Below are 17,981 nucleotides of genomic sequence, written 5' to 3' on the forward strand. Positions count from 1 at the left end.
GGCCGGGAGGCCCCTGCGCGTCCGCGTCCTCCGGCGGAGCCTGGGGGGCGGCGCCGCAGGACGGCCCACACGGTCTCCAGGCCGAGTCCGGCGGCCACCGCGAAACCCACGGCGGTCCAGGTCGCGGCGGCGCCGGCCGGGGCGATCAGGAAGAACTCCCGCAGCGGCGGCACCAGCAGCACGGCCAGGAACACCAGACCGGCGCCGCCGGCCAGCAGCAACCCGCGCGCCCCGAAGGGCCGCACGAGCAGGGCCAGGACCCACAGACCGACGAGGAAGAGGCCGAGCAGCCCGGCGGCGGACGCGGCGCCCGCGTCACCGCCGTGGACCCGGCCCGCCCCCACGTACGCGCCGCAGGTCGCGGCCGCGGTCAGGGCGCCCGCCGGAACGGCGAAGCGCAGGCCCCGGCCGGCGAAGGGCGTGGCCAACCGGTCCGTCCCCCGGCCCCGGACGAACACCAGGAACAGCGCCGGGAGGACCACCACGAGGGCGGCGACCAGGGCGTGCTGCCGCGGCAGGAACGGGTACGGGACCCCACCGGCGACGACGGCGAGGGTCAGCAGCGCCCCGTACACCGCCTTGGTCAGGAAGAGGACGGCGATCCGTTCGACGCCGCCGATGAGCCGCCTGCCCTCGGCGACGACGGAGGGCAACCCCTGGAGGGCCGGTCCGAGCAGCACGAGCTGCGCCGCGCCCCGGGCCGCGGCCGTCCCCGAACCCGAGGAGACGGCGGTGTCGCCCTGCCGCAGCGCCGGGAGGTCCAGGACGCCGTGCCCGACCACGGCGACGCGCCGGCCGCGCTCGCGCAGTTCGGCGACGAGGTCCGGACCGTGCCCCGGGCCGGCCCCCTCGGGCAGGGTCCGTACGTCGACGCCCTGCCCCTCCAGGCGGCCCGCGGCCTCGGAGGTCCCCGGGTCGGCCCGCGGCCCGAGCACCACCAGCGCGACGGGTTCCGCGCAGCCCGACACCGCGGCCGGGTCGGTGAGGAGGGCGGCGAGGCCCGCCCCGGACCGGGCCAGGACCAGGACGTCCAGGCCCTTGGCGGCGCAGGAGTCGGCGACGACGCGCAGCGAGTGCCAGCCGGGCAGCAGCGGGTCGGGGGCGCCGAGCAACCAACTCCGGGGGCCGTCGTCGCCGGTGAGGCCCACGCCGCTCCACCCGGGATGGGGGAACGGTCCGCAGGTTCGGGCCCCGAGGGTGACCCCGGCCCCGGGCCCGGGCGCGGGGAAGCGGTCGGCGACGGCCCGCAGCATCGGATCGGGGCGGTTCTCCGTACGGCTCAGGAGGCCCAGCACGGCGGCGACGGGCGCCTCCTCGTCCAACACGTGCAGGGCAACGACCTCCCGCTCGGCCCGCACGGGAGGGGTGTCGGCGCCGATGACGACGGTGTCCACCCGGCCGATGTCCTCGATCCCGGACGCCCTGCGCACCAGGCAGCGGCGGCGCCCCAGTCGGACGACGGCCGCGGAGTGGGCCATCGTGGTGAACAGCACCAGTCCTCCCGGAAGCATCGGCAACAGCGCGCTGACCATCTGCCGGACGGCGTCCCCCGGGTCGCTCCGGCCCACCACCCACTGGCCGATGACCCCGACGAGCGCCGCCGGTACGACCAGGTACCCGGCGAGCGCGAGCTGCCTGGTCAGGCTCCGGTCGGGCAAGGACCCCTCCGGGTCCGGGCCGACCGGGTCCGGGCGGTCGGCGGCGCCCGACCGGGCGGCGCGGACGCCCGCGGCGGTCACGGCGTACGCCCCGCTGCCGGCCATGACGAGGGCGCCCGCCCGGACCGGGTCGCCCCGCTGCTTCAGGACCGGATCCGCCTCGCCCGGCACGGGGTGCTCGTCGATCTCCAGATCCTCTGCACCGACGATCGACCCGCCCACCAGGATCCGTTCCCCGGGCCCCAGTTCGACGACGTCGTCGACGACGAGGTCCCGGACTCCGACCGGCACCAGCTCCCCGTCGCGCCAGGTCGACGGGCGGTTCTCCGCGACGGCCGCCAGCCGCTCCGTGATCCGCCGGGCCCGAACCCCCTGGAGCACGCCGAGGGCGGTGGCGGCGAGCGTGACGGCGACGAACACCGCGTCCTGGACGGGTCCGGTGACCACGACGGCCAGGCACAGCAGGCCGGAGAGCGCGCCGGCCCGGGTGCGCAGATGGGCGCGCACCACGGCGCGCAGAACGCGCGGGGCCGGTAAGGAAGTCGTCGGGCCGCGCTCCTCGTCGACCCTGAGGGCCACCTGCGCCGCGGAGAGGCCGGTGCCCCGGGCCGCCGGGAAGGCGGGGACGGGCACCGGCCCGGCCGGGCGGGGCGGTTGCTCGGCAGCGCCCCCGCGTCGTCCGCTCATGAGTCCCTTGCTCCACGTTCCCGATGACCTTCAACCGGCCGGCCCCGGCTGAACGTACGGTACGAAACGGGCCCCGCACCACTGCCGAAGGACAGTCGCCCGCCCCCGACTTCCGTCAGGTGCGCGGGGGACCGCCCTTCGCCGCGGGCGCCGGCTCGACCGGCTACTTGATCAGCAGCTGATGGCTCGCGAGCTCCCGGTAGAGGGGGCTGCTGTCGGTGAGTTCGTCGTGGCTTCCGGTGGCGACGACCTCGCCGTGTTCGAGGACCACGATCTGGTCGCTGTCCACGACGGTGGACAGCCGGTGCGCCACCACGAGCAGGCTCCGGTCGGCGATGACCTCGTTGATCGCGTTCCGCATGAGCGCCTCGTTGCGGGCGTCGAGGTTGCTGGTCGCCTCGTCGAGCAGCATGATCGGCGGCGCGGCCAGGAAGGTCCGCGCCAGGGCCAGCCGCTGGCGTTCACCGCCGGAGAGCAGCACGCCGCCCTCGCCGACCTCGGTGTCCAGGCCGAGGGGGGCCCGCATGATCACCTGTTCCAGGTTGACCGAGCGCAGCACCCGGCGCATGTCCTCGTCCGTCGCCCCAGGGGCCGCCAGCGACAGGTTGTCCCGCACCGTTCCCGCGAGGACGGGCGCCGACTGCTCGACGTAGCCGAGCGAGTGACGCAGCCGCGTGCGCGGCAGTTCGCGTACGTCGGTGCCGCCGACGCGCACCGCACCCGAGGTGACGTCGTAGAACCGTTCCACCAGGGAGAGCAGGGTGGACTTGCCCGCCCCCGAGGGGCCGACCAGGGCGGTGCGGGTGCCGCGGGCGACGGTCAGCGACACGTCGCGGAGCACGGTCTCGCCGTTGCCGTAGCCGAAGGAGACCCGGTCGAACTCGATCGCGGGCGCGGCGGCGGCCGGCGCGGCCGGGGCGGTGCGCTCCCGGACGGACAGGGGCGCGCCCGCGGTCGGCGGTTCGGCGAGGCGGACCGCGGCGAGGTCCTCGGGGCCCGCGACGTCGCTCTCCTGCGGGAGCACCAGCACCTCCTCGATGCGCTGGAGCGCGCCGAGTCCGGTCTGGAGCCGGGCGTAGCCGTTCAGGGCACGGCCGAGCGGGAACCAAAGCATGAAGAGGAAGAGGACGAAGGCGACCAGGTCGCCGACCTGGATCGCGCCACTGGCCACCCGGGCGCCGCCCAGGCCCAGAACGACCAGGAAAGCCAGTTGGATCGTCGTGGAGGTGATCGGGTTGATCATCGCCTGGAGTTTGGCGATGCGCATGCCCGCGTCGAAGGCGTCCTTGGCATAGCCGTCCACGGCCCGCGCCTCGCGCTCCTCGGCGCCGCTGGCGCGGATGGTGCGCACCGCCGAGATCGCCCGTTCCACGGCGGCGGTCATCTCGCCGATGCGGTCCTGTGCGTCGCGGGAGGCCCCGCGGACCCGGCGGGCGAGTCCGAGGACCCCGGCGACGCCCAGGCCGATGCCGAGGGCCGTTGCCGCGAACAGCGTCGGGTCGATGACGAACATCATGCCCGCGGAGCCCACGACCATCAGGACGTTGGTGACGGTGTCGAACAGGCCGGAGGTGACGACCGCCCGCAGCAGGGTGGTGTCGGAGCCGACCCGGGACAGCAGGTCGCCCGTACGGCGCCGGTCGTACTCGATGATCGGCATCCGCAGCAGGCGGGCCACCAGCCGGCGGCGGGCGGTGAGGACCAGTCCCTCGGCGGCGCGTTGGAGCAGGTAGTCGCGGAAGCCGCTGAGCACGGCCACCACCAGCAGCGCCGCGACCAGCAGCGCGACCAGCGATCCGACCGGTCGTTCCGCCTCTATGTTGGCCAGCACCTCACGGGTCATGACCGGCTGGCTGAGGGTGAGCAGGGTCGTCGCCAGGGACAGCACGGCGACGGCCGCCAGGGTGCGCCAGCGCCCCTGGAGGTAGGGCAGCAGGGACCGTAGCCCCACCTCTTTCACGGGTGCCGGCGCCTGGGGCGGAACCTTCCGGGGCGGCTGCGTCGAGGTGTCCGGAGCGGACGGCCTCACCCGGGTCTGCATGCTCGTCATCGCACTCCAACTCATCGCTCGCTGCCGGCGGTCGGTGGGCCCGCCCCGGCGGGGGCTACGGCTACGGAAGGTCTCCCAGCACGTATCCGTCGGCCGGTCGCAGCCCTCGTGACCGACGCAGGTCGGTCATCACGAAGGTGCGCTGCAGCCAGCGGTCGGTGCCGTCGTATCTCGGTGTGAATTCGGTACGGCCGTGCACGGTGACCCGGTTGTCGACGATGGCCAGCTCGCCGGGGCGCAGCCGGTGGGTCGCCGCGTGGCGGTCGAACTGCTCCTGCAGGACGCGCAGGGCGTCGGCGGCCCGTGCGGTGACCGCGGTCGTCGCGGACAGGTCGACGCGGATGTCGGGGTCCAGCGGGTCGCCGCTGAGCACCGGCGCCGGCTCAGCCCGGAAGTCGTCCATCCCGAAGGACGGGGGCGGCTCGGTGACGAACTCCGCGGCCCACAGGGCCTCGACGGTCGGGGCGGACAGCAGCGGCAGCACCTGGCGGATGCTCGCCGTGCGCAGGCCCGCCCGGCCCTCGGGGTCGGCGCGCAGGCACAGCAGCATCACGAAGTCGGGCCGGTGCTCGTGGAAGACGTTCTCGTTGTGGAACGTCAGCAGCGTCGAGCCGGCGTTGCCCTGGAACTCCTCCATGCCGGGGACGGGTACGACGTCCTGGACGAGGGCCCCGCCCTTCTCCGGCCGGAACGCCCCCGGGTCGCCCAGCCCGCAGGCCACCATCAGCAGGACCGCCGCCCCGATCGACGGCTCCCGCTGGACGGACCCCTTCACGTCCGGGGTCACCGGCAGGTCCAGGGCGCCGACCGGGAGCCCGCGCAGCACCAGTCCGCCGTCGGGGCCCGAGTCGCGTCGGAAGTCGGCCAGCGTCCGGCGCAGCGCGACCGGCAGTTCGTGCCAGGAGTTCCTGGCGGCCGCCACCCAATCCGGGTCGTCGGGCCGGCCCGACGCGTGGGTGACGAGTTTCCAGGCGACCTCCTCGACCATTTCCGCGTCCTTCAGGTCGAGCGTCACATCGTAGGGATTTGCCAAATATCCGGCTGCCACCGCCATATTCAAGCCTCCAACCACAGGGGTGTACCGTTCTCCGGAAACGCTATGGAAATTCGTTATCGGGTACGTATCGAGGCAGCATGGCCGCCGACCGATCGCCCGCGTCGCCGACACCCGTTTCGAACGGGGTTGCCGACATCAGCCCCGCACGTCGTGGACGGGTTCGGCGCCCGTCCAGACGACGGCCGAGGAACCCCAGGTCAAACCACCACCGAAGGCCGTCAGGAGCAGCTTGTCGCCCTCCTTGATCCGGCCGGCCGCAGCGGCATCCGCCAACGCCAGCGGAATGGAGGCCGCAGCCGTGTTCCCGACGTTCTCGATATTCGAGATCACGCGTTCCGGCGGCAGCCCCAGGCGTTTCGCGACGGCCTTCAGGATGCGAATGTTCGCCTGGTGCCCGATAAACGCATCGATATCCGCGAGGTCCCACCCGACCCGGCCGGCGACGGACCGGGCGGATTCCGCCATGGTCGTCACCGCCCGTTTGTAGACCTCCGGGCCGTCCATGGTCAGATAGGCCCCGCCCTTGGGGATCGTGATCAGCCCGTCCCCGCTGCCGTCGCTGCCCAGCTCCGTACGGAGCACCGCGCCCGGCCCGTCCGGCCGGCCCCGCTCCAGCAGGACCGCGCCGGCCCCGTCACCGAAGAGGGGGGCCGTCACCCGGTCGTCGGGGTCGACGATCGAGGAGTAGACGTCCGCGCCGATCAGCAGGACGCTGTCGCAACTCCCCGCGCCGATCATCGACGTGGCCACGGAGAGCCCGTAGACGAAGCCCGAGCAGACGGCGGCGAGGTCGAACGCGGGCACCCGCAGCCCCAGTTCGGCCGCCACCCGCGGTGCGGTGGCGGGGCAGCGGCGGTCCGGCGTCGTCGTCGCCAGGAGCACCAGGTCGCAGCCGTCCCGCCCGGCCGACTTCAGCGCCGCCGCACCGGCGGTGACGGCGAGGTCGCCCGTCTCGATCCCGGACGCCACCCGGTGCCGCGAGGCGATGCCGGTCCGGCTGTGGATCCACGCGTGGTCGGTGTCCAGGTTCCGCGACACCTCCTCGTTGGTGACCACGGCCTCCGGCAGACAGCTGCCGATGCCCGTGATGACCACGCCGCCACCGTCACGCGGACCGGTCATGGACGAACTCCTCTCGGTACTCCGGCACACCCGCGACGGCGGGCGTCCGACCGCCGTGCGCCGCGGCAACGTGGCGTTCCGCGAAGTCGGGGCGGGCGATGGGAGCGGTGATCAGCTCGTCGGGGACCGCGAGCACCTCCAGCAACTCGCCCGCCTCGAAGGGCGCACGGGCCGCCTCCTGCCGCTCGGCCTCCAGGCGCAGCAGGTCGTCCCGGTCCAGGATCCCGGCCGCCAGAGCGGTCAGCGCGTGCTCCAGCACGCAGCCCGCCGCGTACTGCCCCAACAGCCGCCGCTCCAGAACGGTGGTGGCCGTCGCGGCCCACCGGCCCAGCGCCAACAGTTGGTGCACGGCCCGAGCCCAGCCCGTGGTGGCCTCGCCCGGACCCTGCGCGTCGACCCGGTCCAGCAGGGCGTCGCAGATCGCGCGCAGCCGTCGTACGGCGTCCAGGCCGTCGGCCGGACGCACGGCCGCGTCGAGCGCCGCGTCGAACTCCGCGCGCTGCCGCAGTGCGTAGCGGGTGGCCTGGTAGCCGAGGACGGTGTTGTCCCCGCCGAAGGTCACGGCCACCTCGTAGTCGTGCAGCAGCGGAGCGATCTGGTTCGCGTCGTGGTACCCGAGCCCCCCGCACAGCTCGCGCGTCTCGGCGAGCGTGTGCCGGGCGTCGCCGGTCGAACCGGACTTGCCGCAGGAGATCAGCGCGTGCAGCACCTGATCGCCCGCCGGCGGCCCGTCCGCGGACCGGTCGACCGCGATGTCCGCCAGCGCCTCCAGCGCGTACCGGGACGCCAACGCCCGACCCACCGCGGTCGTCAACCGCGTCCGGTAGTGGGCGTGTCCGAGCAGCGGTGACCCGAAGGCCCGCTTCACGGACGCGAACCGGGTGGTGACCGCGCAGGCGAGGCGCTGCGCGTGCGCGGCGCCCACCGACGGGAACAGCCGCTCGTGGGTGAACGTCGCCAGGCACTCCTCGAAGCGCCGGTGCCGGGGCAACGGCGACCGGTAGGTGCCGTCGGCGTCGATCGACGCCCACCGGTTCATCAGGGCCGACAGCGGCAGCCGGTGGTCCGTGAAGGTCAGGAGGCCGGTCTGGTTGGCCGTCACCCCGCCCTTCGGTTCGGCCCGCCCGATGCTGATGCCCGCCAACACCTTCCCGCCGGCCCGCAGGGGCACCCGCAGCCAGTGGTGGCCCTCGTCCCGACCCGCGACGACGAGCCGGGCCAACACCATGGCGACGTCCCCCGAGTGCAGGCTGTTGCCGATCCAGACCTTGCCCGCGGCCGGCTCCGGGGTGCTGAGGACCAACTGCCGGTCCTGCGCGCTGTACGTCGCGGTCGTCGACACCCGCTTCAGGTCGGACCCGGCGTGCAGTTCGGAGGCGGCGAAGCAGTACACCTTGCCCATGTCGTCGATCTCCGGGCCGTAACTGCGCACCTGGATCGGTCCCGCGTGGCTGAGCAGCGCGTCCCCGGCGATCTGGTGGGAGACGAGCACGTTGAGCAGGGACAGGTCGTACGCGCCGATCCACCCCATGGTGCGCAGGAAATCGGGGAAGCGGTCGCTGTCCCCGCGGCCCAGCCACTGCGCGTTCGAGCTGAAACCGGCCCGGTTGAGGATCCTCGCCCGGCGCAGCGTCAGCAGGCTGTAGTCGAGGACGCTCTGGTCGACGGGCCGGGCCGTGGCAAACTCGGGCCCCGAGAGGACGTGGGCCAGTTCCTTTTCGCGTTGCTTCATGATTCCTTCCCCTGGGACGTGGCGCGCGGGCGTACGGACGGGTCAGACATCCAGCACCAGCGCCGAGTTGCTGCCGCCGAAACCGAAGGACGTGCTCACGGCGACGGACGCGCCGTGCCGGCGCACGCCCCCCAGGACGAGGTCGATGTCGGGCAGGTCCGGATCGGCCCGGACCGTGTGCGCGATCGGCGGCACCGTCCCCGTACGCAGGCTGCGCAACGTCAGGACGGCCTCGATGGCGCCGGAGGCGCCGAGCGTGTGCCCGAGCAGCCCCTTGTTCGCCGTCACCGACGGACCGTGCGGGAACACCCTCGCGATGAGCTGGGCCTCCGACCGGTCGTTCTGCGGTGTGGACGTGCCGTGCGCGTTGAACGTCCCGACGTCCTTCGGCACCAGACCGGCCTGGTCCAACGCCTGCCGGACGGCGGCTTCGGCACCCACCCCCTCGGGATGCGGGGAGACCGGGTGGTACGCGTCGGAGGTGCTGCCGTAGCCGAGCAACCTGCCGAGGACCCTGGCGTGCCGCGCCAGGGCGGTCGCCGGACGTTCCAGGACGACGGCCCCCGCCCCCTCGGAGATGACGAACCCGTCGCGGTCGGCGGCGAACGGCCGCGAGGCGTCGGGCCCCTTGTGCCGCGACAGCGCTCCCATCCGGGCGAAACCCGACACCACGAGCGGGGTCACCCCGGCGTCCGTGCCACAGGCGATGACCGTGTCGCAGGTCCCTGCGTCCAGGAGCGTCTTCGCCAGCCCGATCGCGGCCGCACCCGAAGCGCAGGCCGCGACCACCGTGTGGCTGGGGCCGGTGATCCCCAACCGCATCGCGAGGGTGCCGGCCGCCATGTTGATCAGCGACCGCGGGTGCATGTACGGCGAGACCATCTCGGGCCCGTTCCGCGAGAGCCGCTGGTGACCCTCCTCCAGGGTGGTCACCCCGCCCAACCCGCACCCCACCACGACCCCGACCCGACTGCCGTCCCACACTCCCGGATCGAGCCCCGCCTCACCGAGCGCCTGATCCACCGCCACCAGCGCGAACCGTATGAACGGATCGGTACGCGCGGTCCCCCGGCCCGTGAGCTGCTCCCCGAGCGGGGGCACCCGCAGGCTGTGCCACACCCCCGTCCCCTCCAGCGGCCCCGGATCACCGGACCCGGGCGACCGGGCCGCGCTCAGCGCGGCCCAGGTCGCGTCGACGTCCGTGCCCGCGGGAGTCACCAGGCCGGTCCCGGTGATGGCGGCTGCGCCTCCCGTCACGCCGCTTCCAGCACGGAGTGGGCCAGGGCGACGACGTCCCCGACCGTGCAGTCCACCAGGCGGGTCTCGTCACCACCGAGATCCGCGCCCGTCTCCTCCTTGATGCGCACGATCAGTTCGGCGATGGCCAACGAGTCCAGCTCAAGGGTGCGCAGCAGGACGTCGTCGGCGATCTCCGCGGGATCCACCTCCAGGTCCTCGGCCAGGATCCCGTGCACGATCGTCTTGGGGTCAATGCTCACGGCTTGTCACCTCTGTTAGGGAGAAACTCTCGGATCGGCCGCCGCCACCGACGACTTGAGACGCGCTCAAGCCCGGCAAGGGCGACAACAGGGGAAGGAACGAGATCGAGTCCACTGTGCTGCCGCCGGATATGCGCCCCGTATCCCCCGGTTATCCCGCCCCTGGAGCCCCACCCCCGACCCCCACCTCCGCACGCCCCTCCCGACCCCGTCCCCGCAGCTCACCCCCCACCCCCACCCCCACAACACCCGCCCTGGTCCCCCGCACGACAACCCCTGTACCCCCACCGGACCCAAAACCTCACCCCGGCCCACCCGGACCCCCGGCAACGGACCACACGGCCCCCGGCGCGCACACCCGCCCGCTCACGCGCCCCCGCACGGGATCCGCGCATCGCGGATGTCGACGGCATCCCGTCAGCCCACACCCACCCCGGTCACTCTTAGTAGTGGACCGCCATTGGCGGCAGAACCCCCGCACAGACAAAAGGAGTTCCCGTATGCAGGGACACTTCGCCACAAGCGGACGACAATGGGCAACCACTTCACATCGCGCATCATGGCCGCTTTCGTCACAACAGCCGCGCTCGTCGTCCTACCCGGCTCTCCGGCGCACGCCGGAGCCATCGGCTCAACCCCCGTGGCGACCTTCGACCACCAGATCGGAGGAGTCACCATGAAGGTTCCGACGGGCTGCATGTTCACCCACATCGTGAGCGGCGACGGCAAGAACATCACCCATCAGAACGCCGGCGTGGACTGCGGCTTCGTGGGCGCCCTCAACTCCGGCTTCTGCAACTGGCGCATCGACTTCACGTACGTGGACACCAACAACAAGACCTACCGCACCTCCCGCGGCAAAACGCACACCGAGTGCAAGATCAACCCGATGCGGGACAACGCTCCGCAGACGCTCCCCCGCTACGGAAGAACGTGTGCGTACATCAACGTCAACAACGTTCGCCGGGCCGGCCAGTGCCACCACATCACGAAGTGAGACGCCGCACATGAGCACCCAGCCCACCCCCGAAGGCACCACCCCGGAAGCCAAACGACGCCGCGCCGGCGTCATCGCCTTCGCCACCGGCACCGCCGCGTCGTTCGCCTTCTTCGCCTTCTTCCCCGGGCTCCCCCACGTCATCGACTGGGGCGCCATCATCACGTCCGTAGCGGTGGGCGCCCTGACCCGCTGGGCCTGGCAAGCCCGCACCGCGAGAAGGGACACGACCCTCAGGTAAGGACCCCGACCCACCCGGACGTCGGCCCACCCGAGCCCTCGGGTCCACCTCACCCGACCCGCCACCACACCGGCGGAGGGCATGAAAAAGCCCCAGGTCACGGCGAGTGAGTCCTGGGGCTGATCCGAGCCGCCTTCGGGATTCGAACCCGAGACCTACGCATTACGAGTGCGTTGCTCTGGCCAACTGAGCTAAGGCGGCACCGCTGGGAAGACAAGAATTTCCCTGGTGGGAGCCTCTCATCAGCAGCGGCGCCAAGTCTACAGGGTTAAACCGGGTGCCCCGAACCGGGTCGGCGGGGCGGGGCCGGCGGGGTCAGCAGCGCTTGCCGTCCTTCGGGGGGACGCCCTGGAGGAGGTACCGGTTGATGGCGGTGTCGATGCACTCGCTGCCGCGTCCGTACGCCGTGTGGCCGTCGCCGTCGTACGTCAGGAGGGTCCCCGAGTCCAGCTGCCCGGCCAGGGCCTGAGCCCACTTGTACGGGGTCGCGGGGTCCCGCGTCGTGCCGACCACCACGATCGGCGCCGCGCCCTTCGCCGGCAGTTCCTTCGCCTGGCCCGTCGCCTTCACCGGCCAGTACCCGCAGTTCAGCGAGGCCCACGCCAGCCCCGCGCCGAACACCGGCGAGGCCTTCTCGAAGGACGGCAGCGCGGCGTCGACGGCGTCCGGACCGGTGAAGGCGGCCGGCTGGTCGAGGCAGTTCACGGCGGCGTTCGCGAACATCAGGTTCGCGTACTTGCCGTCCGCCCCGCGCTCGTAGTAGCTGTCGGCGAGCGCCAGCAGACCGGCGCCGTCGCCGTCCATGGCGTTGGTGAGGGCTTCGCGCAGCTGCGGCCAACCGCTCTCGTCGTACAGGGCCGCGATCACGCCCGTCGTAGCGAGCGACTCGCCCAGCGGGCGGGAGTCGTCGCCGGACGGGACGGGCTGGGCGTCGAGCTTGCGGAAGAACTCCTTCAGGCGCAGCGCCACCGAGTCCGGGTCCCCCTGGCCCAGGGGACAGTCGGGCTGCTTGGCGCAGTCCTTGGCGAAGGACCGGAAGGCGGTCTCGAAGCCCGCCGTCTGGTCCCGATTCAGATCGAGCGCGGGACGGGAGGGATCCATCGCGCCGTCCAGCACCAGCCGGCCGACGCGGTCCGGGAACAGGTCCGCGTACGTCGCGCCGAGGAAGGTGCCGTACGAGGCCCCGACGTAGTTGAGCTTCTCGTCGCCCAGCACCCCCCGGAGCATGTCCATGTCCCGGGCGGCGTCGACGGTGGAGACGTGCGGCAGGATCCGCTGCGAGCGGGTCCGGCAGCCCGCCGCGAACTCCTTGAACGCGGCCACCAGCCGGGCCCGCTCCGCCTTGTCGTCCGGTGTCTGGTCCACCTGGGTGAACTTGTCCATCTGCGGCCCTGACAGGCACTCGACGGGGCTGCTGCGGTCCACCCCGCGCGGGTCGAAGGAGACCATGTCGTACTGGGCGCGCACGGCCGCCGGGTAGCCGATGCCCGCGTACGCCTGGAGGTAGCCGATGCCGGAACCTCCCGGACCGCCCGGGTTGACCAGGAGGGAACCCAGCTTCTTGCCCGGACCGGTGGCGGTGCGTCGGGCGACCGCGAGGTCGATGTCCTGCCCGGCGCCGGGGTTCCCGTAGTCCAGCGGCGCCTTCATCGTGGAGCACTGGAAGCCGGGGACACCGCACTCGCGCCAGCTCAGCTTCTGCTCGTAGTACGGACGCAGCCCGGCGGGTACCGCGGACGGCCCCCCGGAGGCCGCCACCCCCGAACCACCGGAAGTGCACCCGGAGAGCAGCAGCCCGGCGGCTGCGATCACGGTCCCGGTGGTACGCAGCAGGCGACTGGTGTCCATGCCAGGAGCCTACGGCTCGGGCCCGCCCGCCGTCGGGTGACGCCGATCCGGGCAGCGGACGGCCGACCGGGGTCGGCCCTGCGCCCGCCCGGAACGTTCCGTCCCGCGCGGGGCGTCGCGGACCGCTCGTACGGGTGAACCGCCGAGGCGTCCGCGCGACGAACGCGACCGCCGACCGTCGCCGGCCCGCCCGCGTCGGCCCCCTCGGGGTCGACCGCCGGGCCGCGACGACGCCGACCCGCCGACCCACCGACCCGCGTCAGCCCGCGCGCAGCGCCATCGTCATGGCCTCGACCGCGAGCAGCGGAGCCACGTTCCGGTCGAGGGCGGTCCGGCAGGCGATGATCGCCTCGATGCGCCGCAGGGTGCGCTCGGGGCCCGAGGCGCGGGCGATCCGGTCGAGGTCCGGCCGTATCTCCTCGTTCGCGATGGCGAGGCCGGAGCCGAGCTGGAGGGCCAGCACGTCGCGGTAGAAGCCGGTGATGTCGGTCAGCGCCAGGTCGAGGCTGTCGCGCTGGGTACGGGTACGGCGGCGCTTCTGGCGGTCCTCCAGCTCCTTCATCACGCCCGCGGTGCCCCGCGGCATTCGGCTGCCCGCTCCGGCGCCGGCGCCGAGCGCCGCCCTCAGCTCCTCGGTCTCCTTGCCGTCGACCTCCTCCGCGACCTGTTTGGCGTCCTCCGCCGCCGCGTCGACGAGTTCCTGCGCGGCCTTCAGGCAGCCGCCCACGTCGTCCACGCGCAGCGGGAGCCGCAGGACCGCGGTACGCCGGCTCCGGGCGGCCTCGTCGGTAGCGAGCCGGCGGGCCCGCCCGATGTGCCCCTGGGTGGCGCGGGCCGCCGCCGAGGCGGCCGCGGGCTCGACCCCGTCGCGCCGCACCAGGAGATCCGCGACCGCCTCCACGGAGGGGGTGCGCAGGGTCAGGTGCCGGCAGCGGGACCGGATGGTGGGCAGCACGTCCTCCAGGGAGGGTGCGCACAGCAGCCACACCGTCCGCGGAGCGGGCTCCTCGACGGCCTTGAGAAGCACGTTCCCGGCGCCCTCGGTGAGCCGGTCGGCGTCTTCGAGGACGATGACCTGCCAGCGGCCGACGGCCGGGGAGAGCTGGGCCCGTCGGACGAGGCTGCGGGTCTCCTTGACGCCGATGGACAGCAGATCGGTACGGACGATCTCCACGTCGGCGTGCGTACCGATCAGGGTGGTGTGGCAGCCGTCGCAGAACCCGCAGCCGGGTTCACCGCCGAGGGCGCGGTCGGGGCTGACGCACTGGAGCGCGGCCGCGAAGGCCCGGGCCGCCGTGGCCCGTCCGGACCCGGGCGGGCCGGTGAACAGCCAGGCATGGGTCATTTTGGACGCGGCGGGTACGGGGGTGCCGTCCGAGATGGCGGTGACCAGGGTGTCGGCGTCCCGGGCGGCGGCTGCCAGCTGCGCCTGCACGCGGTCCTGTCCCACGAGGTCGTCCCATACGGGCATTCCGCGCCCACCACCCTTCCGCTCCGTCGATACATCAATACGTCGATACGTCGATACGGGGCCGTGCGACTCCGTCGGCCGCACCGGTCCCCAAGCCGAATCCGCGGACCGTACGAACCCGCCGACCGTACGAACCGCCGGACCGCACGAACCCGTCGGCCCTTCGGTCCCGTCGGACGGCCGCCCGATGACCGGACAGGCCACCCGTGCCCGCGGACGGCAGCCCGCGGCCACTGTCGGCCGCCGGTGGCCGCGCGCGTGCCGTTCCCATTGTGGCGCGCGCCACCGACAATTCCGGCCGCTCCGGTCAGCGCCGGCGGCGCGGGCGGCGGCCCTCGTCCTCGCCGTCGTCGTCCCGGTGCGACCCCAGCAGTTCGTCCGCCAGGGTCGGCAGGTCGTCCATCGGGGTTTCCTCGGCCCAGTCGGAGGGCTCGCGGCGCGGCCTCCCGTCGTCCCCGACGACGGGGAGCTCGCGGGTCGCGTCGTTCCCGGCGTCACGGAAGATGCCGGGCGGAACCCGGTCCGTCGGATTCTCCTCCGACCGGCGGGCCGTCGGCCGCGAGGCGGAACCGCTCCGGCCACCGGAGCCGGTGGGCGGCGCGGACGGCGCGGACGGCGTCGCCCGCCGGCCCGCGGCACCGGAGGTGCCGGAAGCACCCGAGGCACCCGCGTCGCCCGGGCCACCGGCCCCGTCGGGGCGTACGGCGGGCAGCACCGCCGTCTCGTCCGTGGCACCCGCCGCACCCGCCGCACCCGCCGCACCTCGCGCCGGATCGACCTTCGGCACCGGAACGGTCTGGGTCACGTCGTCCGGCTGGACGAACCGCCTGACCACCGGGGTCTCGACGGTGACCGCGTCGTCCGGCAGTGGATCCTTGCGCATGCCGACCTTGGGGGCGGGCGCCTGGGCGGGCTCCTGGGCGGGCGCGACCGGCGCCGAAGCCGACGCAGCGGACGCCGACGCGGACGCCGCTGACGCCGCCGCGGCTGCGGCCGCCGAGGCCTCCGCCTCCCGGCGCGCCTCCTCCGCCCTCAGCAGGGCCTCCTCGGCGCGTCGCTGCTTCTCCGCCCTCCGCGCGTCGGCCTCGGCACGCAGCCGGACCTCCTCCGCCTCCTGAAGCCGGATCCGCTCCTGCTCGGCGGCGCGGGCCTTCGCCTCGGCCTCGGCGCGCAGCCGTTCGGCCTCGGCCCGGGCCCGGGCCTCCTCCTCGGCGCGCAGCCGCTCCTCCTCCGCCTTGCGGGCGGCCTCCGCCTCGGCCCTGATCCGGGCCTCCTCGGCCTCGCGGGCCAGCCGGGCCTCTTCCTCGGCCTTCAGCCGGGCCTCCTCCGCCTTGCGGGCGGCCTCCGCCTCGGCCTTGCGGCGGGCCTCCTCCTCGGCGAGCCGGCGGGCCTCGATCTGCGCCGCCACCTCGGCTTCGGACAGCGGCAGCATCCGGTCCAGGCGGTGCCGTACGACGGTGGTCACCGAGCCCGGGTCCTGGCCCGCGTCGACGACGAGGTAGCGACCGGGGTCGGCGGCGGCGAGCGTCAGGAATCCGGCGCGCACCCGCTGGTGGAAGGCCGCCGGCTCGGATTCCAGCCGGTCGGGCGCCTCGGTGAAGCGCTCCCGGGCGGTCTCCGGGGACACGTCGAGCAGCACGGTCAGGTTCGGGACGAGTCCGCCGGTGGCCCAGCGGGAGATCCGCGCGATCTCGGTCGGGGCGAGGTCGCGGCCGGCGCCCTGGTAGGCCACGGAGGAGTCGATGTAGCGGTCGGAGATGACCACGGCGCCGCGCTCCAGCGCGGGCCGGACGACCGTGTCGACGTGCTCGGCGCGGTCGGCGGCGTACATCAGCGCCTCGGCGCGGTTGGACAGCCCGGCCGAGGACACGTCGAGCAGGATCGAGCGGAGCCGCTTGCCGACCGGCGTGGCTCCCGGCTCGCGGGTCACGACGACCTCGTGGCCCTTGCCCCGTATCCAGTCGGCGAGGGCCTCCGCCTGGGTGGACTTGCCGGCCCCGTCACCGCCTTCGAGGGCGATGAAGAACCCCGTCGCGGACGGGGCCTGGACCGGGTCCCCGCCGCGCAGCGCCTCGCGCAGGTCGCGGCGCAGCGGTACTCCGCCGCGGTCGTCCGCCTTGGCGAGGACCACCACGGCGACGGGCAGCAGCAGCGCGCCGACGAGCATCAGGGTGAAGGCGGCGCCGCCGTGCGAGAAGACGTCGTCGCCGCCGACCAGCCGGTGCGGGCCGATCGCGGCGGCGAGCAGCGGGGCCGCGACCGCGCCCAACGCCACCGCGACCCGGACCGCGGCCTGGAGGTGCTCGGTGACGCGGGCCCGGCGGAACTCCTCGGTCTCCTGGTCCAGCAGGGTGTGCCCGGTGTTGGCGGCGACGCCCGCGGCGGTGCCGGCGAGCAGGGCCAGGAACAGCACGGTGGCGGTGTCCGGGACGAGCCCGGTCAGCAGCAGCGCGAGGCCGGTCACCGCCGTGGCCAGGGCCAGCAGGCGGCGCCGCGACAGGGTGGGCAGCACCTTGCCGGCCTGGGTCGCGCGGATGCCGAGGGCGGTGCCGCCGACGAGGGCGAGGACCAGCAGGGCGTACGCGGCGGGGCCGCCGCCCAGGTCGAAGGCCTGAAGTACGGCGACGGAGGCGGCGCAGGCGACCGCGCCGGCGACGGCCGCGCAGGTCAGGACGAACAGTCGGAGGTTTCCCGTACGCCCCTTCTCGCGCTGGTCGCCCGCCTTGGGGGCCCGCAGGCCCTCCAGCGGGGAACGCGGCCGCGGGGTCTTCGTCGCGGGCAGCACCAGCGGCAGCAGCAGCGAGACGGACGCGGCGAACAGGCCGGCCGCCACGTACGAGCCGAGCGCCGCCTGGTTCGCGGCGAACCAGTCCACGCCCAGGCCCAGGGCCCGCCCGACGAGGGTGGCGGCGAGGAGCGCGCCGGCCGCGACGGGCATCGCCGCGAAGGCCGTACGCAGCGTCAGGCGCCGCAGGGCGTCGAGGTGGTCCGGGAGCGGGCGCACGGTCGCCCCCTCGGGCGGCGGCTCCGGCAGCAGCGCCGGCGCCGCGCTCTCCTTGGCCAGCGTCCACACCCGCTCGGCGGCGCCGGAGACGAAGACGGTGGCGAGCAGCGCGGTCGTGGCGTGCCCGGGGATCCAGTCGAGCCAGAGCGGGGCGACGACGAACAGGCCGATGCGCAGGCCGTCGGCTCCGACCATCGTCCAGCGCCGGTCCAGCTTGCCCCCGGGGGCGGTGAGCTTGGCCAGCGGGCCGAGCAGTACCGCCCCGAACAGCACGGTGGCGAGGATCCGCACGCCGAAGACCGCGGCGACGGCGAAGGCCGCACCCCGGTAGCCGTCGCCGAAGAGGCCTGCCGGGGCCGCCTCGACGGCGGCCTGGAGCGTCAGCAGCACCAGGACGAGCAGGGCGAGGGCATCGCCGATGCCGCTCACCAGCTGCGCGCTCCACAGTCGGCGCAGTCTGGGGGTGCGCAGCAGAGCGCGCACCGCTCGCTCGCGGGAGTCCGCGGCCAGGGCTTCGTCGTAGGTGGGGGTCTCGGAGTCGGTCACGACCGTTGGCTGCTCGGCTCGCGTCATCCGCCCAGCCTATCCGCTGTCCCTGGCGGTTGCGTTGGGCTG

At 73.9% G+C, this 17,981-nt stretch carries 12 protein-coding genes and 1 tRNA gene; 2 read left to right on the forward strand and 11 right to left on the reverse strand.

Translation table 11 applies throughout. The annotated features are described in order from the left end of the window. The 7 genes from ACFVS6_RS00005 to ACFVS6_RS00035 form a co-directional block, all read right to left on the reverse strand. Positions 1–2,345, reverse strand: a 2,345-nt coding sequence (locus ACFVS6_RS00005; RefSeq protein ID WP_389699668.1) for a cation-translocating P-type ATPase, incomplete at its 3' end; no start/stop codon positions are given. 163 nt (positions 2,346–2,508) lie between these two features. Continuing rightward, positions 2,509–4,395, reverse strand: a complete 1,887-nt coding sequence (locus ACFVS6_RS00010) for an ABC transporter ATP-binding protein (RefSeq protein ID WP_389699669.1) — start codon at positions 4,393–4,395, stop codon at positions 2,509–2,511. A 61-nt stretch (positions 4,396–4,456) separates the two neighbouring features. Further along, a complete protein-coding gene (locus tag ACFVS6_RS00015; RefSeq protein WP_389699670.1) occupies positions 4,457–5,449 on the reverse strand; it encodes a TauD/TfdA family dioxygenase in 993 nt (330 codons plus the stop codon). A gap of 138 nt (positions 5,450–5,587) precedes the next feature. Continuing rightward, a complete protein-coding gene (locus tag ACFVS6_RS00020; RefSeq protein WP_389699671.1) occupies positions 5,588–6,574 on the reverse strand; it encodes a beta-ketoacyl-ACP synthase III in 987 nt (328 codons plus the stop codon). After that, the gene (locus ACFVS6_RS00025) at positions 6,558–8,306 is read right to left on the reverse strand and encodes an acyl-CoA dehydrogenase family protein (RefSeq protein ID WP_389699672.1); all 1,749 of its coding nucleotides are present in this window, start codon (positions 8,304–8,306) and stop codon (positions 6,558–6,560) included. Before ACFVS6_RS00025 ends, ACFVS6_RS00020 begins: the two co-directional genes overlap by 17 nt. Positions 8,307–8,348: 42 nt before the next feature. Then, complete coding sequence (locus ACFVS6_RS00030) at positions 8,349–9,563, reverse strand: beta-ketoacyl-[acyl-carrier-protein] synthase family protein (protein ID WP_389699673.1); 1,215 nt, start codon at positions 9,561–9,563, stop codon at positions 8,349–8,351. Next, positions 9,560–9,805 carry a phosphopantetheine-binding protein gene (locus ACFVS6_RS00035; RefSeq protein ID WP_281207318.1) on the reverse strand — a complete coding sequence of 82 codons (246 nt, stop codon included), beginning with the start codon at positions 9,803–9,805 and terminating at the stop codon, positions 9,560–9,562. The genes ACFVS6_RS00030 and ACFVS6_RS00035 overlap by 4 nt, the downstream gene beginning before the upstream one ends. A gap of 559 nt (positions 9,806–10,364) precedes the next feature. Here ACFVS6_RS00035 and ACFVS6_RS00040 point away from each other — a divergent pair. Both ACFVS6_RS00040 and ACFVS6_RS00045 read left to right on the forward strand, forming a co-directional pair. Beyond that, entirely contained in the window at positions 10,365–10,802 is a 438-nt protein-coding gene (locus tag ACFVS6_RS00040; protein WP_389699674.1) for a hypothetical protein, read from the forward strand. 10 nt (positions 10,803–10,812) lie between these two features. Further along, a complete protein-coding gene (locus ACFVS6_RS00045) occupies positions 10,813–11,043 on the forward strand; it encodes a hypothetical protein (protein WP_389699675.1) in 231 nt (76 codons plus the stop codon). 127 nt (positions 11,044–11,170) lie between these two features. Here the strand turns inward: ACFVS6_RS00045 and ACFVS6_RS00050 are convergent. The 4 genes from ACFVS6_RS00050 to tmk form a co-directional block, all read right to left on the reverse strand. Beyond that, positions 11,171–11,244 (reverse strand) — tRNA-Thr (locus tag ACFVS6_RS00050). A 114-nt stretch (positions 11,245–11,358) separates the two neighbouring features. Further along, positions 11,359–12,891, reverse strand: coding sequence for an alpha/beta hydrolase (locus ACFVS6_RS00055; protein WP_389699676.1), 1,533 nt, complete (start codon positions 12,889–12,891; stop codon positions 11,359–11,361). 259 nt (positions 12,892–13,150) lie between these two features. Next, positions 13,151–14,362, reverse strand: coding sequence for a DNA polymerase III subunit delta' (locus ACFVS6_RS00060; RefSeq protein ID WP_389699677.1), 1,212 nt, complete (start codon positions 14,360–14,362; stop codon positions 13,151–13,153). A gap of 307 nt (positions 14,363–14,669) precedes the next feature. Continuing rightward, positions 14,670–17,939, reverse strand: a complete 3,270-nt coding sequence (tmk, locus tag ACFVS6_RS00065; RefSeq protein ID WP_389699678.1) for a dTMP kinase — start codon at positions 17,937–17,939, stop codon at positions 14,670–14,672. Between the last annotated feature and the right edge of the window lie 42 nt (positions 17,940–17,981).

Origin of the sequence: Streptomyces sp. NPDC057939 (assembly GCF_042887545.1) — a bacterium.
Lineage (GTDB): Bacteria > Actinomycetota > Actinomycetes > Streptomycetales > Streptomycetaceae > Streptomyces.